Consider the following 25253-nt stretch of genomic DNA (forward strand, 5'->3'; position numbering starts at 1 on the left):
ATCATTTTAGTTGCATAATTTTTGCATTCCAAAAATAAAAATATCACAATGAAAAATTTATTTCAAACATTAATATTTGGCATTTTAATCTTCGTTTTAAATGCTTGTAGCTCTACAAATTCTGTTTCCAATGCTAATATTACAAAGTTACTGAAGGATGGCGAATTTACTTTCATGGCACAAAGAGCAAACCCAACAAGTTCCGATGTAGTAAATGTTCTTAATTCGTTCCCTAATTCTTCGTCTTCTCAAGTATTAAATTTAGATTATGGGTATTCTTTAAAAATCACTAAAGATGAACTAGTTGCAGAATTGCCTTATTTCGGAAGGATGTTTTCTTCAAATTACGACAATACTAAAAACTCCTATCGATTTACTTCAAAAGATTTCAATATTTCTGAAAGTTCCGGAAAAAAGGGCAGTACAATTTATACCATCAATGCCAAAGATCAGCAAAATATCCGAAGAATGATTTTAGAGGTTTTTGCAAATGGAAAAGCATATCTCAGCATCGATTCTTCCGACAGACAACCCATTTCTTACGATGGTTATATCAAAGAAAATTCTAAATAAAGGTTTATTTATTTAGCAAATTTTCTACAAAAATCTTGGCTTCCGAACTTGGATTAGATTTCATTTCGGAGGCTTTTTTCTTATGTTCTAAATATTGATTTTCTGAAGAACCCGATTCCTTAGTTTTCTGTAAAATATATTCCTGAACCCAATAATCAAAGCGTTTTTCGGCCTGCTTTTTTCTCGTTTCTACAAAATTTACGTTCTTTATCTTTAAATTTACGAACTCGGAGATGGAATTGTAAACATCTTCCAAACCTTTATTTTGCAGAGCAGAACCAAGCAAAACGGGAACTTTCCAACCTTTTTCTTTAGGTTGCAAAAAATGCAGTGCACGTGCCAATTCCGTCTTGGTTGTTTTTGCTTTCTGAAGATTATCTTCTTCCACTTTATTAATGAAAATCAAATCAACCATTTCCATAATTCCACGCTTAATTCCCTGCAACTCATCACCGCCACCGATAATTTTCAGGAAAAGAAAAACATCAGTAATATCCGCCACCAGAACTTCGCTTTGCCCTACTCCGACGGTTTCTATCAGTATACAATCATAGCCCGCAGCTTCACAAATCAGCATAGTTTCGAAAGTAGTATTGGCAACTCCACCTAAAAATCCGGAACTTGGTGAAGGACGAATAAATGCATTTTCCTCTTTTGAAAGCTCTTCCATTCGGGTTTTATCACCCAAAATAGAACCTTTATTCAACGAAGAGCTCGGATCGATGGCCAAAACCGCTACTTTTCTCCCCTTTTCGATGGCCAATCTTCCAAAATTTTCAATAAATGTTGATTTTCCTGCACCCGGAACTCCGGTAATTCCGATCCTCACGCTTTTTCCGGTGAATGGCAAAATTTCTTTTAAAATTAGTTCGGCTTGTTCTCGATGTTCGCGTTTTTTACTTTCAACCAAAGTGATGGCTTTCCCGAGGATGCGTTTTTCGCCGGATTTTATGCCTTTAATCAATTCTTCGGTAGAAAATTTTTTCATAAACTCAAAAATACGATTCTTTTATGAAATCACTTCAATTCCTAGTCCTGGTTTTTCGGATAAAATAAGCTTTCCAGAATCCACGAAACTGCCTTTTGCAAAATCATTTGAAATTAAATTGGCGCCATCCAAATCCGCAAAATCACATAAAGATGCCACAGCAATTCCGGCTGAAATCCCAACAGAAGATTCCGTCATACAACCGATCATCACTTGATAATTGAATTTTCTAGCTTCCGAAATCAGCTCTAAAGCCGGTGAAATTCCGCCACATTTCATTAATTTAATATTGATTGCAGAGTAATGCGAACGGAGTTTTTCTAGATAAGAAATGTTCTGACAATCTTCATCCGCCATCCAATTTGCGTGAAGATTTTTATTTAAAATTTGATATTCGCCAATCGGTCGAGGTTGTTCCAAATAAGAAAATCGAGAAGCTAATTCGTTGTTTTGCAGAAAATTACAATCATCGTCCGAAAAACTGGTATTCGAATCTAAAGCGATTTTTTTTCCGGTTTCGAGAAGTTCAAAAATATGTTCGCGATCCAAACCGTTACATTTTACTTTAAATCTTTTCCAATCTGAATTTTCAATTTTCTTAATTTGTTCATCAATAGAAGCGATACTTATCGTGTAAGATGAATCCGGTAATTGATTGATTTTCAAATCATTAATTTTAGAAAAAGTTTTATTTTCTAACTTTCCAAATAAATCCCAATACGCACAATCTAACGCAGAAATCAGAAAAGAATGAAGATCCAGAGTCAACAGAAATCGATAAAATTCCTTCGGATGCACTATTTTCTGACGCTCAATTTGGGCTTGAATGTATTTTAATCTTAAAATAAACTCATCCAAGTTAATTCCGTAATAATTGATCGCAACACATTCGCCAAAGCCGCTACAATTCCCATAAGAAAGCTTTACCAAAAGCGAATCCCGGAAATCATAATTTCCATAAGAAATGGAAAAAGTTTCTTTTAAGTTGAGTTTTTTGGTAATCCAATTAAGTTTCATCGAAAGGAAAATTTTGCGCGAAATATTACGAACTGAAACAAATTTAATTGAAAATTGTTTATTTTTGGGTAAAACAAATATTAATTTATGAAAAACCAACATTCCTCCAAAAGTTTTGAAAATACTTTGAAAACCCTTTTAATCGCTGTTACTGCCACAGGATTTCTTGCTTCTTGTACACCAAAACCAGCGGTGGTAGAAGGAACTAAAACCAGCAACACCGAAAAATTGGCTGCCGGAAAAACTATATATGAAAATTCATGTGGCAGATGTCATGATTTGCCAGATCCTACCGCTCATTCTGCGCAAGATTGGGTGGGAATTATGAACAGTATGGCGCCGAAAGCTAAGCTTAATGACGAGCAAAACGCTTTAGTTTACGATTATATCGTTTCAGTAAAATAAAAAAATGCCAATAAAACCTGAAATATCCTGGGAAGATTTCGAAAAAATTGACATCAGAAGTGGTACAATTGTCACCGTTTCTGATTTTCCGAAAGCCAAAAATCCTTCTTACCAACTGGAAATTGATTTTGGTGAGTTGGGAATTCGGAAATCTTCAGCGCAAATTACCGATTTGTACAAAAAAGAAGATTTAATCGGAAAACAAATTCTCGCGGTCGTCAATTTCCCTAAAAAACAAATTGCTAATTTCTTCAGCGAATGTTTGATTTTGGGCGTTTATGGTGAAAATAAAGAAGTTATATTGCTTTCGACTTCACTTCCTGTAAAAAACGGATTTCAAGTTGGTTGATTTTTAAAATCAAGAAAATCCAATTCTTTTTCCAATTAAATATTCATTAAAAACACAAACCATGATTCAAAATATCCCTTTAGAAAAAATACTTTTCCTCGATATAGAAACAGTTCCAGAGTATGGAAATTGGGAAGATTTGGATGAATCTACTCAAAAACTTTGGGACAAGAAAACCAAAATGCAGCGGAAAGAAGAATTTTCGGCAGAAGAATTCTACACAGAAAGAGGCGGAATCATGGCAGAATTTGGAAAAATCATCTGTATTTCGGTAGGAATTTTAGAGAAAAACGAAAAATTGATGATCAAAAGTTTCTACGGTGATGATGAAAAAAAATTGTTGGAAGAATTTGGCTCCATTTTCAACCATCCGAAACTTCGCGATGCAGTTCTTTGTGCTCATAACGGGAAAGAATTCGATTTTCCATGGATTGCAAGAAGATTTTTAATTAACGGAATGCAACCGCCGAAACCCTTTCAAATGTTTGGAAAAAAACCTTGGGAAATCCCGCATCTCGACACGATGGAACTTTGGAAATTCGGCGATTATAAATCTTATGTTTCCCTTGAATTATTGGCACATGTGTTCGGAATTCCCACGCCTAAAGACGATATCGACGGCTCAATGGTTGCATCAATTTATTATATAGAGAAAGACTTATTTAGAATAGTTCAATATTGTGAAAAAGATGTCTTAACTTTGGCAAATATTTTCCGGCGCATGCGACAGGAAGATTTACTTGAAAAATTAGAAAAATAATTTGCTGAAAAGTCTTAAAAACAATACAGCTATCATTGAAATGAAATATACCGACGACCAAATTGCCGATATCGGCGAAAATATCATCAAAGCTTTAAAAACTGTTTACGACCCAGAAATTCCTGTCGACATCTACGAATTAGGATTGGTGTACGATGTACAGATTTCTGATGAAGGAGCCGTGAAAATCATCATGACGCTTACTACACCAAATTGCCCCGTTGCGGAATCGCTTCCGGCGGAAGTTCGCGAAAAAACTTCTGAAGTAGAAGGCGTAAAAGAAGTCGATCTTGAACTAACTTTCGAACCATCATGGAACAAAGACATGATGAGCGAGGAAGCGCGTTTCGAGTTGGGAATGTTTTAAAAAACCCGTTATTTATCGTAATTAAAATGCACCGTTTTCTTCAGCTCTGGGTGAAGTGAAAGTGCGACAGGACAGTTCAATGCGGTTTCTTTGATGAATGATTTTTCATCGTCAGAAAATTCTCCTTTGAAATAAAGTTCACAAATAATTTCCCCGATTTTTCTAGGTTTTGGAATCATAATTTTGGTTACCTCTGCGTAGGATCCGTCGATATTCAGGTTTCGGTCTCTCCCTAAAATCGCAATTGTAGTGAGCATGCATTGAGCTAAAGAAGTAGCACAGAGATCAGTTGGAGAGAACATTTCTCCCTTCCCATTGTTGTCTGTGGGCGGATCAGTTTTGATGATACTTCCAGATTGAAGATGCTCTGATTCGCATCGCAAATCGCCAATATATTTTACAATTGAAGTCATTTTGAAATTTTTTGTTAAAAATGAAAAATATCTTTCGCTTTATTCCAAGCGCTTTCGAAGTTTAATAAATTCAAAGAATGATCGATTTTTTCGGAAGCCATGAAATTAATTACTTGTTCGGTCGGCATATTTCCTACCAAATCGTCTTTGGCCATCGGACAGCCGCCAATTCCTTTAATTGCTGAATCGAATCTTCGGCAACCTTTATCGTAAGCTGCTTTCAGTTTTTTGTAAGAATCTTCGTATCGGTTATGAAAATGCGCACCGAAATCAATTTCAGGATATTTCGCTGGAATTTTATCGAAAAGAAGATCAATTTGTTCGACATTTCCAGTTCCGGTGGTATCGGAGAGCAAGATGTTTTTAATCCCAATTTCATGAAAACGATGAGCCCAAAAATCAACATCTTCCCATTTCCACATCTCTCCATAAGGATTTCCAAACGCCATCGAAAAATAGATATTCAACGTTCTCCCATCTGTTTTCAGCAGTTCTGTGATTTTTAAAATATCATTAAAAGCTTCTTCCTGATTTTTGTTGGTGTTTCGGTATTGAAATGTCTCGGAAATAGAAAAAGGGAAACCCAAAATATCGACTTGCTGATGTTCCAAAGCTTTTTCAGCACCTCGATAATTCGCAACAATCACCGAAAGTTTGGTATTAGAAATCGACTTATCAATTTCATCGATTACCGTTCCGGAATCTGCCATTTGCGGAATTGATTTCGGGGAAACAAAACTTCCACAATCCAACACATCGAAACCCACATCCATCAAGATATTGATATAGTCGATTTTTTGGGTTGTTGGGATAAATTCGCCCCATCCTTGCATAGCATCTCGTGGACATTCAGTTAAAAACATGCGTGATTTTTAGGTTTTCTCAAAGATAATAATTTTTTTCAAAGCAAGTCTTTCTAAAGAATTTCCATCAAAATTTGGTTTAAAAATCGCCTTAAATAGCCATTTCCGAGTTGCAAAATCCTTACCTTTGTTAAAATTTAATTTAATCGAAATGAATACGATAGAATTCAATCTTGAGTGGAAACTCAAACTTCAAAACCGTTTTATCAATTACGTAAAAATCTTCTCAACCAGCGATGCAGAAAGCGAAACTACGCCTTCTACCGAAAGACAATGGGATATTGCAAAATATATTTTTGAGGAATTAAAAACTTTAGGTTTAAGCGATGTTTCTTTGGATGACAACGGATACATCTACGCTTACGTACCTTCCAACTTAGAAAATGATGACGAGCCTGTAGTTGGCTTTATTTCTCACTATGATACTTCGCCAGATTTTAGCGGAGAAAATGTAAACCCACAATTTTGGGACGATTACGATGGAAAAGATTTAATTTTAAATAAAGAAACCGGATTTACACTTTCACCATCAAAATTTGAAAGTTTAAAGGATTATATAGGAAAAACATTGATTACAACCGATGGAACCACACTTCTTGGCGCAGATGACAAAGCTGGAATTGCTGAAATCGTAACTGCTGCAGAATACCTTTTGGCTCACCCTGAAATCAAACACGGAAAAATCGCCATAGGGTTTACGCCTGATGAAGAAATCGGAAGAGGCGCACATAAATTTGATGTTGCTAAATTTGGTGCAGAATGGGCTTATACAATGGATGGCGGCGAAGTAGGAGAATTGGAATACGAAAACTTCAACGCAGCCGGAGCGGTGGTGAAAATTCACGGTTTGAGTGTGCATCCTGGTTACGCTTTCGGGAAAATGGTAAATGCTTCACTTTTAGCTGCAGAATTCATCAAAATGCTTCCGGAAAACGAAACACCTTCTACTACGAGAGGTTTCGAAGGTTTTTATCATTTAATGGAAGTAAAAGCTGACGTTTCTGAAGCGAAATTGCAATACATCATTCGTGATCACGATGAAACAAAATTTGAGGCAAGAAAAAAAATCATGGAGGAAAAAGTTGCTGAATTCAACAAAAAATTCGGTGAAGGAACCGCTGAAGTTGAAATCAAAGAGCAATACCGAAACATGAAGCAGCAATTTGAAGGCAAAATGCACATCGTGGATATTGCCGAACAAGCGATGAAAGACGCGAATATCGAACCAAAAATCAAGGCAATTCGCGGTGGAACCGATGGCGCACAACTTTCATACATGGGACTTCCGTGTCCTAACATTTTCGCGGGCGGAATCAATTTCCACGGGCCTTATGAATATGTGGCTCTAGAATCAATGGAAAAAGCGGTGAAGGTAATCATCAACATTGCGAAAGCGATTAAGAAAAAATAGAGGAAACCTCATCAATGAATAAGCCCCATCTTTCATCGGATGGGGCTTTATTTTTGGGAAAACTCTATTAAAAAATAATTTTAAAACTAAGATTCTCAAAGTATTAAAACAAAAAAAAGACTTACATTTCTGTAAGTCTTTGCTCCTCTTGCTGGGCTCGAACCAGCGACCCTCTGATTAACAGTCAGATGCTCTAACCAACTGAGCTAAAGAGGAGTGTTTTCCTTTGCTTTAAGCGTGTGCAAATATAAAAACTTTTTTAATTTCTCCAAAATATTTTTGTAAAATTTTTACTAAAATTTTCCGGTAATCCACTTAACTATGTCGTTTCCAAAGATTAAGACCATTAAACCTAACAAGAAAATTACACCAATCATTTGTGCATTTTCTAAAACTTTCTGCGGAACAGGCTTTCCGGTGATCATTTCCCATAGGGTAAACACCACATGTCCTCCATCTAAACCTGGAATTGGAATTAAATTAAGGAAAGCCAACCATACTGAGAACATTGCTGTAAAGCTCCAAAAGAATTCCCAATTGATGGTTTCTGGCATTTGTTTGATAATCCCGATTGGTCCGGAAACTTTTTTGTAACCTTGAGTTGTACTGTTGAAAACGATTTTAAACTGCTTTATTTGCATCGTCAAAACGTCGATTGTTCTTTCCAAACCTCTCGGAATTGCTGCCAAAAAGCTGTATTCTTTGGTTACTTTCGACTTATCGAATTCGGTTTGAGCTACATTTAAATCTTGTGAAAAGCCCAGTTTCCCGTTTGCATCAACTTTTGTATTAATGTCTTGTCGTGCATTATTTCTTTCAACTGTTAAATTGATATTTTGGTTTTTGTATTTTGAAAGTTCACCACCGAATTCATCAAAAAAACCAATTGGTTTCCCATTAATTCCAACAATTTTATCACCTTTTACCAATCCGGCCAATTTTGCGTTTCCGTTGGGAAAAAGACTATCAATCACCACAGGATATCGCGGGCTGAAGTAAGCTTTCGCTTCATTTTCAGACAAAACTGCGGCAACACCATTTTCATTAATTGGAAAAGTTACTTCTTTTCCGTTTCTTAAAACGGTCGCATTATCTGCAAAAAGCATGTTGATCGTGGAAGTTTCCATTCTTTCGGCTGGTTTTCCATCAATTTTTAGGATTTTGTCGCCGGTTTGCAATCCCATTTTTTTTCCGGCTTCAGAAACCGCAATTCCGTTTTCAAATTTTGCATTATCGTGGAAGGTTTCTCCTTTGAAATAAGTTAAACAAGAATAGATCAACCAAGCTAAAAAGAAGTTTACGGTAACTCCACCCATCATTATGATGAGTCTTTGCCAAGCCGGTTTGCTTCTAAATTCCCACGGTTCAGCCGGTTTTTTGAGTTGTTCGGTATCCATGCTTTCATCTACCATTCCGGCGATTTTCACATAGCCACCAAAGGGAAGCCAACCAATACCATATTCGGTTCCGCCAATTTTTTTCTTTACTAAAGAAAACCATGGATCGAAGAAGAGATAGAATTTTTCAACTTTTGTTTTGAAGAGTTTTGCTGGGATGAAATGCCCTAATTCATGAAGGATTACCAAAATAGAAATACTTAGTATGAATTGAAATAATTGTATTAGTGTCATTTAGTTGAATTAAAAATTTTAAAGATTTGCGAAGATACAAATTATCAAAAGCATGCCAAACAAAAAAGGCTCCCAAAATTTGAGAACCTCCTATATATGAAAGATAGTGTTTTTTAGAAATTGAATGATACCCCTAAACTACCATTGTTACCAAATTCACCGTAGATACCAACATTGTTGTTGAAGAAATATCTTACACCAAGGTGAGCACCGAAATAAGTTCCGCTTTTGCCCAAAAGTCCTAAATCAACACCTGGATAAATGTCCCATTGTTCAGGAAGGCTTAATGGCTCTTGAAGGTGAAAATTCACTCTCCCGAATACCCCGAAATCATCATCTGCGTATTTATCATTATTGTGATCAAAGAAGAAGTTAGCTCCCGCTCCTAATGATACAATATTTCCTAAACCATAATCGTAGGTTGCTGTAATTCCGGTACCATAGCCCCACCCGTTGAAACCAACTTGAAGTTTTTGATCTCCTTTACCGTTCCAAGCTTGCGCAAATGCCATTTGTCCTAAAAAGAACATTGAGCATACTAATAATAACTTTTTCATAATGTATTAATTTATAGTTTTAATGTATGAAAGAAAGCTATCAAATATAAGACCAAAAAATACAAATTTTAAATTTCGTAGCGTTTTTTTTGTATATTTAATCACATTTTACAATAATTTATAATGGAAAATTTAAAGGTTTCAGGTTTAAATTTAGATATTACATGGAAAGATAAAGCAAGTAATTTTCATAAAATCAGCAACTTACTTTCCAATGAATCTTCAGATGTTTTTTTACTTCCGGAAATGTTTTCTACCGGTTTTTATATGAATGCTGAAGAAACCGCCGATCGAAATGAAGAAACCCTAAATTGGATGAAAAACTTTGCACAAACTACCAATACAGCAGTTTGTGGAAGCGCTGCGGTTTATGAAAATGGCAAATTTTACAATCGTTTTTATTTCGTAGAACCTAACGGAAACTACCATCAATATGACAAACGACACTTATTTTCATTTTCGGGGGAAGACAAAACCTATTCGCCAGGGAAAGAAAAAGTAATTGTAAACTACAAAGGTTGGCGAATTTTGTTGCAGGTTTGTTACGACCTTCGATTTCCTGTTTTTGCGAGAAATAATGATGATTATGATGCAATTTTATATGTTGCCAATTGGCCGGAACCAAGAATCGAAGCATGGAAAAGCCTTTTGAAAGCCCGAGCAATCGAGAATTTATCTTATGTTTTTGGTTTAAACAGAATAGGAACCGATGGAAATGATTTACATTATCCGGAAAGCTCTTATTGTTACGCAGCAGACGGAAGTTTGGTTTCAACCACGGAAAACAATATTGTATCTGCAGAATTTGACGCAGAAAAACTCTTGAAATTCAGAGAAAAATTTCGGTTTTTGAACGATCGCGATTCTTTTGAAGTATTTTAATTACTTTGGTTTGCAACATTTTGCAACAAATTCGTGAGCGTATTCACATCATGAACTCCGCTTTCTTTCCAAAGGAGATTTCCATTTTGGAAAACCGCCAAAGTAGGAACCCCGCGAACGCCGTATTGCGCAGCAATTGCCGGAAATTGATCTACATCGATTTTCACAATTCTGGCCAATTCTCCCACATTTTCCTTTACGGTATTGAGAACTGAAGATTGCACTTTGCACGGTCCGCACCAAGTAGCAAAAAAATCAATTAAAACCGGTCTTTCGGAATTGATAAGTTCCTGAAATTTCTGAGACATTTTTTTTAAAATTAAAACCGTTAAACGAAATTATTTATTCAATTTATTTTCAAGCGCTTTCCAGTTTCCACCGTTGTACGCTTCGAAACCGTTTTGCTCGAAAATGATTTTTGCCGACGCACTTCTCATACCGCTTGCGCAACAAGTGACAATAGGCTTCTTGAGATCGAGTTTTTTCATTTCAGCAGCCAATTCTTGCAACGGAATATTTCTAGAATTTCGAATACTTCCGTTGCTGAATTCTGCGGGAGTTCTCACATCAATAATTTGCGCACCATTTTCTATGAGAGCTTTATAATCAACCTTGTTTTTACCGAATAATTTCTTGATAAAATCAAACATTTCTACTGTTTTTTATGTTGCTAAAAAGGTCTGTTTTTGCTTACAAAGTTTTGCTTTGACAAACAAAATTACTTTTCGGAACTGCGGTTTCTTTTATTTTATTAAAACCACCTTCAATTTCGGTGAAATTTCTAATTCCTCTCGAATTTAAAATACTTGCAGCAATCATACTACGGTAACCACCTGCACAATGAATGAAAAAATGCTCGTCATTGTTCAATGTATTTGCCCATTCATTAATATCAGCTAAAGGTCTACGGTAAGCATCTTCCACATGTTCTGCTTCGTACTCGGTTTCTTTTCTTACATCAATAACTTTGGAATCTTCTGAAAATTTTGTTGCAAATTCATCGGCAGAAATTCGGTGAATGGCATCAATTTCTTTTCCGGAATTTTTCCAAGCATCGAAACCGCCTTCCAAATATCCCAAAACATGGTCAAAACCAACTCTGGATAGTCTTGTAATTACCTCTTCTTCTGTTCCGGGTTCTGTAACAAGTAAAATTGGTTGATGAACATCTACAATCATCGCTCCAACCCACGGTGCAAAATCTCCTTTTAATCCAATATTAATTGAATTCGGAACAAAACCTTGGTGAAAATCCACAGCATTTCTGGTATCTAAAACCAAAGCACCGGAATCTTCAGCAACCGCTTCAAAATCTTCTGCGGGAATTGGTTTATTGGATTTATATAATACATTTTCAAAAGTTTCATAGCCCGTTTTATTGAGCGCTACATTCATACCGAAATATTTAGGTGGAGCAGAAAGTCCATCCAGAACCTCTTTTACAAAAGACTCTTTGTTCGGCTGGTTCAAAGCATAATTTGTTTTTTTCTGATTTCCCAAAGTATCAACCGTTTCTTTTTGCATATTTTTCCCACAAGCTGAGCCTGCTCCGTGAGCGGGATAAACCGTAATATCATCGGAAAGCGGCATGATCTTCGTTTGCAAACTTTCATATAACAAACCAGCAAGCTCTTCTTGAGTCATGTGCGCGGATTTCTGGGCCAAATCTGGTCTTCCAACATCTCCTAAAAACAAGGTATCACCTGAGAAAATTGTTGTTTCTTTGCCGTTTTCGTCAATCAATAAAAAGGTAGAACTTTCCATCGTGTGACCGGGCGTGTGAAGAACTTTAATTTTGATATTTCCTATTTCGAAAACCTGGTTATCTTCCGCAATAATCGCTTCAAAATCGGGTTCCGCAGTTGGGCCATAAACAATTGGAGCGCCTGTTTTTTTAGAAAGATCTAAGTGTCCGGAGACAAAATCTGCATGAAAATGAGTTTCAAAAATATATTTCAATTTTACATGATCCTTTTCAAGTCTTTCGATATAAGGCTTTGTTTCGCGCAGAGGATCAATAATTGCCGCTTCTTTTCCAGAAACGATGTAATAAGCTCCTTGTGCTAAACAGCCTGTGTATATTTGTTCGATTTTCATTATTAATTAATATAAAGTTCAAATTTCTGCAATAATTTTCTTAAAACATTTTTTTTGTGAATGGATTAATCTATCATCAAAATTGCTGTTTTAAAAATATTTCTTTGATGATGATGAAAATTCCCATTGCTAAAACCGTCCAACCAAAAATGGGTTTTAATTTTTTCCCATCCATTCTCTTTGCAATTCCAAGACCAATAAAAATTCCGATGACGGATAAAGCGGTGAAAGTAAGGAGGAAAGTCCAGTCGTGTTTCACCATCGACATGGTGCTTAGGAATCCGAGTATTGAATTCATTGAAATGATAAAAAGAGAGGTGGCAACTGCTTTTTTCATATTAATTCCCAAAAGCATTACCAAAGCCGGAACAATTAAAAAACCGCCTCCCGCTCCAATTAACCCAGTGACAATTCCTACTAAAAGTCCTTGTGAAATAAGAATGGTATAATTGGTTTCGTCATCTTTTCTGAGCCTTAATCGTTCAGTTTTCCTGATCATTTTAAACGATGCAATAAGCATTAAAATGGCAAAAAGGAGCAACAAAAACATCTCTTTCGTAAGAGTAATTCCCCAACGGTGAATAATATAATGAGGCAAATGAGGCAAAACGAGTCTTCGGGAAAATAAAACTCCCAAAATCGATGGAATACCAAATGTAAATGCTGTTTTGAAATCGACTTGTCCTTGTTTGATAAATCCTGCTGAACCTACTAAACTTGTAACTCCTACTACAAAAAGCGAAAGTGCTGTAGCTGTAATCGCATCAAAGCCAAAAACGTACACAAAAATCGGAACACTCAGTATGCTTCCGCCACCGCCGATAAGCCCCATTACCAAACCGATGATAATTGCAGAAAGATATCCGATAATTTCCATAAATAATTAGCTAATGGATAGTATCGTAAGTTTCTGATCGCCAATTACAACTTGGTCACCAATGTTTTTTCCTTTGATATTTTCGAAAACGGGAGCATCATCCGAAAAGGAAACCACTTCTTTACCATCAATTTGGAAAACAGGCGTCGAAACTCCTATAAACAAATAATTTTTATCTGTTTCAATGAGCGATCCGTTTTCAACCTCATCATGAGTTTTTTCTATTTCTTCTTCTAAAAATTGAAGATTTTGAATAGCCGAATTCATGCTTTTTTCAAAACGCAATTGCATATCTTTTGCTTCATTTTGGTGGGAGAAATCTTCCGGATCATGAGTGCTTTCTTCATCCAAATCCGCTGCTGTTCGGTAATCTTCAACAGAGCGTTTCAGATTTTCTATCGTTTCTGTCTGCATTTTTATAATTTGTTGCAGAATGTCTTTTCTTTTCATCACTTTAAAAATTGATAGAAAACAAATTTACTAAAAAAAGCGCAGTTTGGTGTTTCATCAAACATTAAAGAAGAAACACCAATTACTACTTATTAAAACCGATAAGTAAATGCGCAATTAAAACTTCTACCACGCTCCAAAATCCTCTCATTATTATTGCTTGAAAGGGTTCGAGTTAAATGCTCTGAATATGATCGATTAAAAATATTCATCACTTCAAAACTTAGAAACGCATTGTTAAATACATTATATTTTGCATTAAAATCTAAAATAGAAAAATCTTTGGTCATTAATTCCCCAAACTCCGGATTGATGCGCTCCTGATTTCCTACAAAACGGTACTGAAAGCCTAAAACCACAGGAGAAAAATCAGCTTCCATTCTCCATCGGAAATCTAGTGGTGCGATTTCGGCCAGTGGATTTTTAGTTTCAAGATCTTCACCATAGGTATAAGCAACAGCTATTTCCGTTCTGTATTTTGGTAAAAATTTCCAGTTGAAATTGGCTTCAAAACCTGCCCTTAACGCTCTTTCGATATTCTGAAACTGCCGAGTTCCAGGAACCATCATTGAGTTTGGCTTTATATCCGGCCGAACAACACCGGTAATATAATCCTGCATCAGTGAGTAAAATCCATCAATCTGGAAATAAACTTTCTCTTTTTTGAAGGTAAAAATCAGATCTGCTTGGTTATTGGTCTCGGGTTTTAAATTCGGATTTCCTACATACTGATAATCATTTGAGCCCACAGGAAATCGGTTGATAAAACGTTCGGTTAAACTTGCGCTTCGCTGTGCTCTTCCCATCCATACTGCAAGTTGAGAATTTTTGGTAATGCCGTAACTGTAGCCCAAACTCAAACTGTGATTAAAATCTTCAGTATTCATTTTTCCATAAAGATTTGTAAATAGTTGAGAAGGGTTTTCTGAATTGGCTTCATTATAATCCAACCTCAAAGATGCTGTGAATTTTGAATTTCTAAAGAAATACTGATATTCATTAAACCAACCAAATTGATTGATATGTGAATCCTGCCATGAAGTTCCATCCGCCATCATCGGCATTCCCATCGACATTTTTGAACTTAGATTTACTGCTTCTTCGTGTTTAAAATCGAGGCCTGTGAAAAATACATTTTTGTTCTTAGCGAATTTTGTTTCAGCCCTAGCTCCATAAGTTCTGGTTCTAACGTCGGAAACCATTGATAAATCCGGAGTTCCCATCGAATGCTCTACAACTGACATATAGGAATTGAAATGAATATGCTTCAGCAGAGAATTCTTAAACTCCGCCAAATGCCCTAACTGGAACATCCAGGTTTTATCAAAAAGCAAATCCATTTTCAGTGCAGCAAATTCTACATCTCGTCCCTGATTTGAATTGATTTGAATATCCGTCGTGTTATTCTCATTCCACTTAAAATTGGCTTTTGTTCCAACGTTATATCTTAGAAATGAGGACCGTACTTCATTACCATTTCCGTCCTTATAGCGATCGCCTTTTTGGTAAGAACCAAAAACATCCCACACAATTCTTTTTGATGAAAGTTCGGCAAATCCTTCGTTTCTAAGAATATTCCCATTGCTTTCGTAGCCAAGAGAAATTCTTCCGTTCACTTCCGTTTTATCAGAAAAAATTGGAGGAATTGTTATAAAATTTATCGTACCTCCTAAAGCATTCCCGTGTCGAAAATGATAAGGTCCTTTGTAAACTTCAACCTCTTTCACCATATTCATATTCACCTGACTCACAGCAGGATCCATTCTGCTCGGACAAGCATTTATAGCGTTTGAAGCTCCATCAATAACGATGTTCAGTTGTTCATATTTGAATCCCCGTAAAACAGGATCAGTTGCATAATTCCCAGCTTTTTTAATCCCTGAAATCTCCGGGATCTGTTGAAGAAATTTTCCGGCATCGTGGCTTAGCAAATCGGAATTCTGGGTTTCTATTTTTTCTTTATTTTTTGGTAAAAGTTTCGTAATCCTTACCACTTCTATATTTTGATAAAGAGAATCTGTTTTTTCCTGAGAAAAAAGGAGGTTCGAAATCAACAGGCATAGTGCTGCAAAAGCATATTTTTCCTGCTTAAAAATAATTGTTTTTAAATTTTTCATGCGTTTAAAATTTGATTTTTGAAAAAGGAATAGTTGCTTTATCTTAAAAAAAGACAAAGTAATTTTGAGAAAAACAAAAATCAAATTTGTGGTGGATGAGGATCAACCGAATAGAAACCTAATGGAAATATTGAGGTAAGGAATAAAAAATTCACTTTTTGAAAATCGGATTTTTCAATCGGATATACACTAAAAGACACCTCTTTTAATGGCAAAATATTAAATTCAAATGAATATTTAACCAAATTAACAAGACTGGCTGTTTTTTCGGACTCCTTTTTTATTTGACATTTCCCATGACATTCCAACTCCGGTTTTGATTTATTAATACAATGAATTTCGTAAAAATTTTTATTGATCTGATAATCAAATATCATCAACGAATGTTGAAAACTCGCAGTAAAAACTATAAAGGATAATATTAAAGAATAAAGGAATCGCATTGACCTTACAAAATTACGCCTTTTATCGTCTTTATTAAAATGACATTCGTCATCCTTTAAAAAGGAATTATTTTACTCAATCAAAATATAATAAACAATATTTTTTATCTTTATGCTTTCAAACACATATAAAAATGGCAGATAAAGCGAAATTCATTCAGGAGCTTTCTACGAGATATACGACAAAAGGAGAATCGATTACTTTAGGAAAAGGAATGCTCGACGGTGATGTGGTAACCGAAGTGGAGGTGAAAATACCTTTAAAAACCATCAACAGACATGGCCTTATCGCAGGTGCGACAGGAACGGGAAAAACCAAAACATTGCAAGTTTTTGCAGAGCAGCTTTCGCATGCGGGAGTTCCTTCTTTGGTGTTAGACATCAAAGGGGATTTCTCTGGAATTGCAGAACCTGGTTCTGAAAACTCAATCATTACTGAACGCTACGCCAAAACCCAATTGCCCTATCAACCACAGGCTTTTCCTGTCGAATTGATGACAATTTCAGGCGAAAAAGGGGTGAAATTAAGAGCTACAGTTAGCGAATTCGGCCCACTTTTACTTTCGAAAATTCTTGAACTTAATGATACTCAACAAAGTATTATTTCAATCGTATTCAAATATTGCGACGACAAAGGTTTGCCGCTTATCGATTTAGACGATTTGAAAAAAGTATTGCAATATGTTACTGATAATCCGCAAGGAAAGGCCGATTTATCCAATAATTACGGATCAATAGCTCCTGCTTCTTTAGGTGCAATTCTGCGGTCCATCGTCGCTTTGGAACAGCAAGGTGCAGCGCAGTTTTTCGGTGAACCGAGCTTTGATGTTGAGGATCTTTTGCAACAAAGAGACGGAAAAGGTGTAGTGAATATTCTTCGCGTTGGTAATATCCAAAGTAAGCCGCAATTGTTTTCGACATTTATGTTGTCTCTTTTTGCTGAAATTTATATGAATTTCCCTGAAGAAGGCGATTCCGGCAAACCAAAATTGGTTTTGTTTATTGATGAAGCGCATTTAATTTTCAATGAAGCGTCTAAAACTTTGCTGGCTCAAATTGAAACTATGGTAAAATTGATCCGTTCCAAAGGAGTTGGGATTTATTTTATCACTCAAATTCCTGGTGATGTCCCGGAAAATGTGCTTTCACAATTAGGTTTAAAAATACAACATGCTTTAAGAGGATTCACCGCAAAAGACCGCAAAGAGATCTCCAAAGCTGTTGAAAATTATCCAATTACAGAATATTACAAAGCCGATGAATTGATCCAAAATTTAGGAATTGGTGAAGCATTTATTACCGCTTTGGATGAAAAAGGAATTCCAACACCTTTGGTTCATACTTATTTAATTTCACCAGAATCAAGAATGGATGTCTTGAATGACGCAGAAGTTTCCGATCTCACTTCGCGTTCCGCTTTGGTGGCCAAATACGAACAAACCGTGAACAAAGATTCTGCCTACGAAATGCTCGCAAGCCGCATGGAACAGGCAGTTCAAAATGCAGAACCTACTTTAAAATCACGACCAGTAAAAGAAGAACCTGGCGTTTTCGAAAGCGTAATGAAATCTCGAGCAGGAAGAACTTTCACAACCACTTTAGCAAGAGAAGGAGCGAAATTTGTATTGGGAATGTTGGGTTTAGGAGGTAGAAAAAGATAATTTGCCCAAAAGCAAATCAGAAGCAGTAAAGAAAAATGTATTCAGTAATCGATATAGAAAGTAACGGAGCCGCATTCCGAAAAGAAAGCATCATTGAAATTGCAATTTATAAATATGATGGGCACGAAATCGTAGATCAATTCATCTCTTTGGTAAATCCCGAAAGCGAGATTACTCCGTTTGTGCAAAAACTCACCAAAATTTCACCAAAAATGGTGAAAACTGCTCCAAAATTTCATGAAATCGCCAAAAGAGTGGTAGAAATCACCGAAAACACCACTTTGGTTGGTCATAATATCGATTTCGATTATCGAATGCTTCGCCAAGAGTTCAAACGACTCGGTTACACCTTTAAAATCAATACTTTAGACACAATTCCATTAGCTAAAAAACTCATTCCAGAAGCGCAAAGTTATTCATTGGGAAAACTGGTGAAATCATTAGGAATTCCATTGGTCGATCAGCACAGAGCTTCAGGTGATGCGAAAGCAACTTTAGACTTGTTTAAATTACTGATAATCAAAGATAAAGATTCCGAAATTATTCAACAACATCATGAAGAATCGAATGCTAAAACCTATTTAAATAAAGTAAGAAATCTCACCCAAGATTTACCTTCAGAAAGAGGAATTATTTATTTTCAAAATGCAGATGGGAAAATCATTTTCTTCGATTTCACCGACGATCTTAGCAAGTTTGCTAAAGTTCTTTTTCATTCCAAATCAAAAAAATTGATGAAAATTCAGGAAGAAGTTGAACAAATTCATTACGATTTAACTGGAAATGATATTCTCGCCAAACTGATGACGAAAACCAAAGGTTTACAAAAAAGAGAAACACTTCCGTTTGGACTTTTTCATAAAAACAACAAATATTTTGTAGAGAAAATTTCTTTGCAAAAAGAGGCAAAACCTTTGCTTAAATTCAAATCATTTACACAAGGTTTGAAAGCGGTAAGCTTCCTAAAAAAGCAAGACCAATACGCAGATCCCGCGGTTTTAGAACAAAAAATAAGCTTGAAAAACAGAACCGAAATGTGGATTTCCGCCGGAAGAACTTTGGGCGAAAAATCATTCCTGATTTTTGAAAAAGGTCATTTAAAAGCTTACGGATTCTATGAGCTGCATACACAAATCAGCACCTTGAAAAAAATTGATGCGTTGAAAATTCCTGTAGAATCAACCAGCAACTATTTAAAAAACGACCTGCAATTGGCAATTCTAAAAGAGGATTTCGAAATAATTCCCATTCCTTCAAAATAAAATAGTGCAGAATTAAATAAAAAAAATTAATTTTGAAAAAAATTTACAGAACAGATCAAATGGCAGCTAAGAAATCAATAAAGAAATTTGCTTCTAAGGGGAAAAAGCTTTCCACTAAGGCAAATATTGTGGATTGAGAGCTGTTTTGTTGATCGCTAAATAATCAAGCAAGCTCTTTCTGGGCTTGCTTTTTTTGATTTTAAATTAATAAAAAATGACTAATAAAGATTTACTGAAAATTGCCGAACAATATGGCACTCCAACCTATGTTTACGACGCGGAATCCATCAAAATTCAATATGAAAAACTTACCACTTCTTTTCACAAAAGCACCCGGTTTTTCTATGCTTGCAAAGCGCTTTCCAACATCAACATCTTAAAATATGTAAAAAATCTTGGTGGAAATCTCGATTGCGTTTCTATAAATGAAGTAAAACTCGGTTTGAAAGCTGGTTTCGAGGCAAAGAAAATCCTTTTTACGCCGAATTGTGTGGATTTAGCAGAAATCGAGGAAGCAATGTCATTAAAAGTTCATATTAATATTGATAATATTTCAATTCTTGAGCAATTTGGCAACAAATACGGTGGTTCCTACCCTATTTTCATTAGAATCAATCCGCATATTTTTGCTGGTGGAAACTACAAAATTTCTACCGGTCACATCGATTCCAAATTCGGAATTTCCATTCACCAACTTCGTCATATCGAAAGAGTAATGAAAACCACCGATCTCAATGTAGAAGGACTTCACATGCATACCGGAAGTGAAATAAAAGATCCTGATGTTTTCCTTCAAGGTTTGGAAATTATGTTTGAATTGGCGGAACATTTCCCGAATTTGAAATATTTAGACATGGGAAGTGGCTTCAAAGTTCCTTACCAAGACGGCGATATGGAAACCGACGTGAAAGAATTGGGCAAAAAAGTAGAAAAAGCTTTGGCGGAATTCTCTAAAAACTCTGGGAAAAAATTTGAACTTTGGTTCGAACCAGGGAAATATTTGGTGAGTAAAAGCGGCCATTTAATTGTAAAAACTAATGTCATCAAACAAACTACAGCAACGGTTTTTGCGGGAATTAATTCCGGTTTCAATCACTTGATTCGTCCGATGTTTTATGATTCTTACCACATTATCGAAAATCTTTCGAATCCAAAAGGTGCGGAAAGAATTTACACCGTTGTTGGAAATATTTGCGAAACCGACACTTTTGCATGGGACAGAAAACTTCATGAAGTGCGCGAGGGTGATATATTGGTTTTCCGGAACGCCGGCGCTTACGGTTTCGAAATGAGCTCCAACTTCAACTCCAGACTGAAGCCTGCAGAAGTTCTGTGGTTGGACGGAAAAGCACATTTAATAAGAAAGCGTGATGAATTCGAGGATTTATTGAAAAACCAGATTGAAATTTTATAATTCAAAAATTTTGTTTAATTTTATTGAAAATCAACAACATGAAAAAATTACTGACTTTTGCAGCATTGTCTGTCTGTGCATTTGCTTTTGCTCAGACAGAAGTTAAATTGGTGAACGCCACTGATTCTCAGAATAAAATGGTAAAGAGTTTAAAGGCTAATTTGAATACAGTGGGTAGGAACTTTCAAGCTAACGGAGAGTTTTTGGTGAAATTCTCTGTGAATGACAACCAGCTTTACAATTTTGAAGTATTTCCAAAAACAGATAAAAACTTTGAAGTTGAACTGAAGAGAGCGGTTGGTAGAAGCGTAAAAAAACATGAAGGAAGTGATGATGTGGCGATGAAAGTTGCTTTTTCACAATCGGTTAAAGAAGTTGACGGAAGAACAAACTTAAGCGCAGGCGATCCCTTCCGTTCTGTAATTGCGAACAGTGGCAGATAGATAATAAAGCCAAAAAAATATACAATGAAACTTCACGAAACCGTGAAGTTTTTTTATTTTTATGCAATGAAAAATTTAATCCTGATTCTTCTTTTCATGGGAAGTTTTCTTGCGAAGTCGCAGTATCTTATTGAAGATAATGATATTACTGAAAATTCAAGAGAAATGGTGAAACAATCCATTGCTTTGGATCTAAATAATCCGTTGGAATTTTACCGTTTAAAATGCGAAAATCCGTTGTACGCACAATTTTCAGGAGGTGAAAACTCTTTCAAACAAGCACTTTCGAAAAATATTCAGAATGATTTGAATTCCGGACTTTATTCGGTCAATGGGACTTTTGAATTGCATTTAAACATCAATAAATCCGGTAATTTGCAAAGTTTTAAGCTTTTACCAGAAGTTTTGAACAGCAATTTGCTTTACCGCGATGTGGAAATAGCATTGAGAAGGATGAATCCAAAATTCAAACCCGCAACTTGCAACGGAGTTCCCGTGGAATCGAAGTTGAGGCAGAAAATAAATTTCAGAACAGATAGTTTTGATCTCTAAACGAAAAACTTTGTAGGCAACTGCAAAGTTTTTTTTTATATTTAAACAAAAAAATATTTGAAGTTTCTGTTCATTTTGAAACTATAAGAAAATCTGCTTTTATTCAACCATGAAATCTAAAATCATTCTCCTTTTTGCATTCTTTTTCTCGACGCTTTATTTTTCACAAGATATTTATGAAAAATATCCGGAAGGACAAACCGATTACATCGGAGGAAACATTCAGTTTTATAAAGATTTCCGAAAGGTAATTCTCGAAAAAAATCTTCAGCCTTGCGAAAACAAAAATGAAAACATCAACTTCAGAATCGTCATTTATCCCGACCACAAAATAAAATATGTGAAAAATGAAGACAGCAATTGGGAAGAAAATAAATGTGCATTTGATCTTTTTAAAGAAGTTGCAAAAAACTTAACCGGTTGGAATCCAGCCGTTGTCGATGGCAAAAAAGTGGCTGCAGTGACCAGTTTCTGGATTATTCCGCGAGATCTTTTTCAGAAATTAAAAGAGGATTACGATCCCGTAAATGAAATGGAAATAGCAAATTATGAAGGCGGAATTGACAAATTCAGAAAAAAAGTATTTCAAAGTATGGATTTAAAACGATTTACATTTCACGGAAAATTTAAACTTCTTGTAACTTTTGTTATCGAGAAAGACGGAAAAATGAGCAATATAAAATTGGTAGAATCTACTGGATCAAAAGATTTCGACGATATGGTGATCAGTGGAATTGCGAGTATTAAAAATAAATGGACTCCTGCTTCCATCAGCGGAATTCCGATAAGATCTCGTTTTAAATTGCCTTTAGCCTTCTCGATGGATTAAAAAAAACTTCTGACATTCTGTCACAAAAATTCTTTATCTTTGCAAATTAAAATCTACATTAAAAGTGCGCAGAAAAACGTTCTTTTAATATCTAATTTCTAAGAAAGTGCAAGAAAAATATATCGACGAAACCAAACAAGGTGAAGCTTTCGCAATTGCCGAAAAGCCTCAAAATACCAAAAAACTCTTTTTGGAAAGCTACGGCTGCCAAATGAATTTTTCCGACTCGGAAATTGTAGCATCTATCCTTAACGAACAAGGTTACAATACGACTTTGAAGCAAGAAGAAGCAGATTTAATTTTGCTCAACACTTGTTCAATTCGTGAAAAAGCGGAGCAAACGGTGAGAATGCGCCTTTCTCAATTTAAAAATTTAAAAAAGGAAAAACCAAATCTTACAGTTGGAGTTTTGGGCTGTATGGCTGAACGTTTGAAAACCAAATTTCTGGACGAAGAACAATTAGTGGATTTGGTCGTAGGACCCGATGCTTACAGAGATTTGCCCAATCTTTTGAAAGAAACGGAAGACGGAAGAGATGCGATTAACGTAATTCTTTCTAAAGAAGAAACTTACGCCGACATCAATCCGGTTCGTTTCGGTGGAAATGGCGTTACCGCGTTCGTAACCATCACCAGAGGTTGCGATAATATGTGTACTTTTTGCGTAGTTCCTTTTACCAGAGGCCGCGAAAGAAGCCGCGATCCACATTCTATCATCCAAGAATGTAAAGATTTATGGGAAAATGGCTATAAAGAAATCACCCTTTTGGGCCAAAACGTAGACTCTTATCTTTGGTATGGCGGTGGAGCAAAAAAAGACTTCAAAAACGCGACCGAAATGCAAAAACTAACTGCAATCAACTTTGCGCAACTTCTTGATATGGTTGCAGTTGCGGCTCCTAAAATGCGAATCAGATTTTCCACTTCCAATCCACATGAAATGACGGAAGAAGTCTTCAAAGTCATTGCAAAACACGACAATATTTGTAAATATGTTCACCTTCCTGTACAAAGCGGAAGCGATAGAATTTTAGCAAAAATGAACCGCCAACACACGCGTCAGGAATATTTGGATTTAATTAAAAAAGGAAAAGAAATTGTTCCCGATATTTCTTTTTCACAAGATATGATTATCGGATTTTGCGGTGAAACTGAAGAAGATCATCAACTGACTTTATCTTTAATGAAAGAAGTGGAATACGATTATGGCTACATGTTCGCATATTCCGAAAGGCCGGGAACTCCCGCTCACAAGAAGATGGAAGATGATGTTCCGGCGGAGGTAAAACAAAGACGTTTAGCTGAAGTAATCGCGTTACAAGGCGAACTTTCCCGAAAAAGAATGGCGAGTTATGTAGGAAAAGTACACGAAATCCTGATCGAAGGAACTTCTAAAAAGAACGAAAATCAATGGAAAGGCAGAAATTCCCAAAACGCAGTTTGTGTTTTCGATAAGCTGGAAGGTCAAAAATTAGGCGACATTGTGTCTGTTTTTGTTCACGGAAATACCCAAGGAACACTTTTGGGGAAAACCGTAACCGGGGTTTCTGTATAAAAAATCATAAGGAAATCGCTGCTTTTTTACTTTAACTCATTTAAAATTAAAAATGACAGATTTACAATCCATAAAAACACGTTTCGGCATCATCGGGAATTTTCCGGCTCTTAATCGGGCTTTAGAAAAATCCATTCAGGTTGCTCCAACCGATATTTCCGTATTGGTCATGGGAGAATCTGGAGTTGGGAAAGAATTTATCCCGAAAATTATTCATTCTGAATCTCGCAGAAAACATCAACCTTATATCGTCGTAAACTGCGGTGCAATCCCTGAAGGAACGATAGATTCCGAACTTTTCGGCCATGAAAAAGGCGCTTTTACGGGAGCAACTTCCACACGAAAAGGATATTTTGAAGTAGCAGATGGTGGCACCATTTTCCTCGATGAAGTTGGCGAATTGCCGCTTCAGACGCAGGTTCGCTTGCTAAGAGTTTTAGAAAGTGGCGAATTCATGAAAGTTGGATCTTCACAAATTCAAAAAACCAACGTAAGAATTGTTGCAGCAACCAACGTGAATATGCTGAACGCCATTGGCGACGGAAGATTTCGGGAGGATTTATATTATCGTTTGAATACCGTGCAAATCGACATGCCACCTTTAAGAGAAAGAAAAGGTGATATTCACTTACTTTACCGAAAATTTGCGATTGATTTTGCCGAAAAATACAGAATGCCGGAATTGGTTTTAACGGATGATGCAGTAAATTATCTTGAAAATTACCCTTTTCCTGGTAATGTGCGTCAGCTTCGAAATTTGGTGGAACAAATGACCGTGGTGGAGCAAAATAGAACCATCAATTCCGTAAAATTAGCAGAATATATTCCGATGCAGGCGAATTTGCCGGCGCTAGTTCATAAAACGGGAAATGCCGTTTCCAACTCGGAATTCAATTCGGAACGGGAAATTATGTACAAGATTCTGTTTGATATGCGCAATGATTTAAATGATTTAAAATCCTTAACTTCGGAACTTATAAAAAACCGCGGAAACAGCGACTTTAGCAATCAAGAGAAGAATCTTATCAATAGAGTTTTCACTCCTGAAACGCAAGTTCAGAACACGAATTCGCTGTTGTATTTTGAGAACTCCAATGCAAATCAGTTCCCTAATTCCACGATTATTTCCGATGGACATGAAAGTTTTGACGAAGCAGAAGACGTTGAAATCGAAGAAACCAAGCCCGATTCGCTTTCGTTGCAAAATAATGAAAGAGAACTAATCGTAAAAGCCCTTGAAAAACATAAAGGTAGAAGAAATAAAGCTGCAGATGAACTCGGAATTTCGCAAAGAACGCTTTATAGAAAGATAAAACAATATAATCTAGAAGACTAAA

At 36.0% G+C, this 25253-nt stretch carries 27 protein-coding genes and 1 tRNA gene; 15 read left to right on the forward strand and 13 right to left on the reverse strand.

All coding sequences use genetic code 11. The features are described 5' to 3' along the window. The first annotated feature begins 48 nt into the window (after nt 1-48). Nucleotides 49-573: a DUF4251 domain-containing protein gene (locus NOV28_RS07815; RefSeq protein WP_255929429.1), complete on the forward strand. Its 525-nt coding sequence runs from the start codon at nt 49-51 to the stop codon at nt 571-573. Nucleotides 574-577: 4 nt separating this feature from the next. Here NOV28_RS07815 and meaB read toward each other — a convergent pair whose 3' ends face one another. Then, nucleotides 578-1561, reverse strand: a complete 984-nt coding sequence (gene meaB / locus NOV28_RS07820; protein WP_255929431.1) for a methylmalonyl Co-A mutase-associated GTPase MeaB — start codon at nt 1559-1561, stop codon at nt 578-580. Between the two features lie 21 nt (nt 1562-1582). After that, entirely contained in the window at nt 1583-2578 is a 996-nt protein-coding gene (locus tag NOV28_RS07825; protein WP_255929433.1) for an enolase C-terminal domain-like protein, read from the reverse strand. An 87-nt stretch (nt 2579-2665) separates the two neighbouring features. Between NOV28_RS07825 and NOV28_RS07830 the strand changes: the two genes are divergently transcribed. From NOV28_RS07830 to NOV28_RS07845, 4 genes are all read left to right on the forward strand, one after another. Next, nucleotides 2666-2983 (forward strand): c-type cytochrome, encoded by a 318-nt coding sequence (locus NOV28_RS07830; RefSeq protein ID WP_255929435.1) that lies wholly within the window; start codon nt 2666-2668, stop codon nt 2981-2983. A 4-nt stretch (nt 2984-2987) separates the two neighbouring features. Continuing rightward, the gene (locus NOV28_RS07835) at nt 2988-3332 is read left to right on the forward strand and encodes a tRNA-binding protein (protein ID WP_255929437.1); all 345 of its coding nucleotides are present in this window, start codon (nt 2988-2990) and stop codon (nt 3330-3332) included. Between the two features lie 61 nt (nt 3333-3393). Beyond that, the gene (locus NOV28_RS07840; RefSeq protein WP_255929447.1) at nt 3394-4092 is read left to right on the forward strand and encodes a 3'-5' exonuclease; all 699 of its coding nucleotides are present in this window, start codon (nt 3394-3396) and stop codon (nt 4090-4092) included. Between the two features lie 40 nt (nt 4093-4132). Further along, the gene (locus tag NOV28_RS07845; protein ID WP_055043332.1) at nt 4133-4459 is read left to right on the forward strand and encodes an SUF system Fe-S cluster assembly protein; all 327 of its coding nucleotides are present in this window, start codon (nt 4133-4135) and stop codon (nt 4457-4459) included. Between the two features lie 8 nt (nt 4460-4467). Here the strand turns inward: NOV28_RS07845 and NOV28_RS07850 are convergent, their stop codons facing one another. After that, entirely contained in the window at nt 4468-4872 is a 405-nt protein-coding gene (locus NOV28_RS07850; protein WP_255929452.1) for an OsmC family protein, read from the reverse strand. A 14-nt stretch (nt 4873-4886) separates the two neighbouring features. Beyond that, a complete protein-coding gene (locus NOV28_RS07855) occupies nt 4887-5735 on the reverse strand; it encodes a hydroxymethylglutaryl-CoA lyase (protein ID WP_255929464.1) in 849 nt (282 codons plus the stop codon). Nucleotides 5736-5886: 151 nt separating this feature from the next. Between NOV28_RS07855 and pepT the strand changes: the two genes are divergently transcribed. Next, nucleotides 5887-7146, forward strand: coding sequence for a peptidase T (gene pepT, locus NOV28_RS07860; protein WP_255929466.1), 1260 nt, complete (start codon nt 5887-5889; stop codon nt 7144-7146). Between the two features lie 142 nt (nt 7147-7288). Here the strand turns inward: pepT and NOV28_RS07865 are convergent. The 3 genes from NOV28_RS07865 to NOV28_RS07875 all read right to left on the reverse strand — a co-directional run bounded on the left by NOV28_RS07865 (nt 7289) and on the right by NOV28_RS07875 (nt 9334). Continuing rightward, nucleotides 7289-7362: transfer RNA gene (locus tag NOV28_RS07865), tRNA-Asn, on the reverse strand. A 77-nt stretch (nt 7363-7439) separates the two neighbouring features. Continuing rightward, the gene (gene rseP / locus NOV28_RS07870) at nt 7440-8777 is read right to left on the reverse strand and encodes an RIP metalloprotease RseP (RefSeq protein WP_255929468.1); all 1338 of its coding nucleotides are present in this window, start codon (nt 8775-8777) and stop codon (nt 7440-7442) included. A gap of 113 nt (nt 8778-8890) precedes the next feature. Further along, complete coding sequence (locus NOV28_RS07875) at nt 8891-9334, reverse strand: DUF6646 family protein (RefSeq protein ID WP_255929470.1); 444 nt, start codon at nt 9332-9334, stop codon at nt 8891-8893. A gap of 123 nt (nt 9335-9457) precedes the next feature. Here NOV28_RS07875 and NOV28_RS07880 point away from each other — a divergent pair, with 123 nt between their 5' ends. Beyond that, nucleotides 9458-10216: an amidohydrolase gene (locus NOV28_RS07880; protein ID WP_255929472.1), complete on the forward strand. Its 759-nt coding sequence runs from the start codon at nt 9458-9460 to the stop codon at nt 10214-10216. On the opposite strand, the gene NOV28_RS07885 is transcribed toward NOV28_RS07880, so the two are convergent. The 6 genes from NOV28_RS07885 to NOV28_RS07910 form a co-directional block, all read right to left on the reverse strand. Then, nucleotides 10213-10524 carry a thioredoxin family protein gene (locus NOV28_RS07885; protein ID WP_255929474.1) on the reverse strand — a complete coding sequence of 104 codons (312 nt, stop codon included), beginning with the start codon at nt 10522-10524 and terminating at the stop codon, nt 10213-10215. The genes NOV28_RS07880 and NOV28_RS07885 overlap by 4 nt on opposite strands. Nucleotides 10525-10554: 30 nt before the next feature. Continuing rightward, the gene (locus NOV28_RS07890; RefSeq protein ID WP_255929476.1) at nt 10555-10866 is read right to left on the reverse strand and encodes a rhodanese-like domain-containing protein; all 312 of its coding nucleotides are present in this window, start codon (nt 10864-10866) and stop codon (nt 10555-10557) included. Nucleotides 10867-10906: 40 nt separating this feature from the next. Then, nucleotides 10907-12313, reverse strand: a complete 1407-nt coding sequence (locus NOV28_RS07895) for an MBL fold metallo-hydrolase (protein ID WP_255929478.1) — start codon at nt 12311-12313, stop codon at nt 10907-10909. A 76-nt stretch (nt 12314-12389) separates the two neighbouring features. Continuing rightward, a complete protein-coding gene (locus NOV28_RS07900; protein WP_255929480.1) occupies nt 12390-13190 on the reverse strand; it encodes a sulfite exporter TauE/SafE family protein in 801 nt (266 codons plus the stop codon). A gap of 6 nt (nt 13191-13196) precedes the next feature. After that, nucleotides 13197-13640: a hypothetical protein gene (locus NOV28_RS07905; protein ID WP_255929482.1), complete on the reverse strand. Its 444-nt coding sequence runs from the start codon at nt 13638-13640 to the stop codon at nt 13197-13199. A 92-nt stretch (nt 13641-13732) separates the two neighbouring features. Next, the gene (locus tag NOV28_RS07910) at nt 13733-15757 is read right to left on the reverse strand and encodes a TonB-dependent receptor domain-containing protein (RefSeq protein ID WP_255929484.1); all 2025 of its coding nucleotides are present in this window, start codon (nt 15755-15757) and stop codon (nt 13733-13735) included. Nucleotides 15758-16334: 577 nt separating this feature from the next. Between NOV28_RS07910 and NOV28_RS07915 the strand changes: the two genes are divergently transcribed. The 8 genes from NOV28_RS07915 to NOV28_RS07950 all read left to right on the forward strand — a co-directional run bounded on the left by NOV28_RS07915 (nt 16335) and on the right by NOV28_RS07950 (nt 25252). Continuing rightward, the gene (locus tag NOV28_RS07915; RefSeq protein ID WP_255929486.1) at nt 16335-17861 is read left to right on the forward strand and encodes a helicase HerA-like domain-containing protein; all 1527 of its coding nucleotides are present in this window, start codon (nt 16335-16337) and stop codon (nt 17859-17861) included. A gap of 35 nt (nt 17862-17896) precedes the next feature. Continuing rightward, nucleotides 17897-19123, forward strand: coding sequence for a 3'-5' exonuclease (locus NOV28_RS07920; protein WP_255929488.1), 1227 nt, complete (start codon nt 17897-17899; stop codon nt 19121-19123). Between the two features lie 214 nt (nt 19124-19337). Next, nucleotides 19338-20537, forward strand: a complete 1200-nt coding sequence (gene lysA, locus NOV28_RS07925; protein WP_255929490.1) for a diaminopimelate decarboxylase — start codon at nt 19338-19340, stop codon at nt 20535-20537. A 38-nt stretch (nt 20538-20575) separates the two neighbouring features. Further along, entirely contained in the window at nt 20576-20980 is a 405-nt protein-coding gene (locus NOV28_RS07930) for a hypothetical protein (protein ID WP_255929492.1), read from the forward strand. Between the two features lie 24 nt (nt 20981-21004). Continuing rightward, the gene (locus NOV28_RS07935) at nt 21005-21532 is read left to right on the forward strand and encodes an energy transducer TonB (protein WP_255929494.1); all 528 of its coding nucleotides are present in this window, start codon (nt 21005-21007) and stop codon (nt 21530-21532) included. Between the two features lie 109 nt (nt 21533-21641). After that, the gene (locus tag NOV28_RS07940) at nt 21642-22361 is read left to right on the forward strand and encodes an energy transducer TonB (protein ID WP_255929496.1); all 720 of its coding nucleotides are present in this window, start codon (nt 21642-21644) and stop codon (nt 22359-22361) included. 106 nt (nt 22362-22467) lie between these two features. Next, nucleotides 22468-23916 carry a tRNA (N6-isopentenyl adenosine(37)-C2)-methylthiotransferase MiaB gene (gene miaB, locus NOV28_RS07945; RefSeq protein WP_255929504.1) on the forward strand — a complete coding sequence of 483 codons (1449 nt, stop codon included), beginning with the start codon at nt 22468-22470 and terminating at the stop codon, nt 23914-23916. Between the two features lie 52 nt (nt 23917-23968). Further along, nucleotides 23969-25252 carry a sigma-54 interaction domain-containing protein gene (locus NOV28_RS07950; protein ID WP_255929506.1) on the forward strand — a complete coding sequence of 428 codons (1284 nt, stop codon included), beginning with the start codon at nt 23969-23971 and terminating at the stop codon, nt 25250-25252. Nucleotide 25253: the final 1 nt, after the last annotated feature.

Source organism: Kaistella montana, from assembly GCF_024436175.1.
Taxonomy (GTDB): Bacteria; Bacteroidota; Bacteroidia; order Flavobacteriales; family Weeksellaceae; genus Kaistella; species Kaistella montana.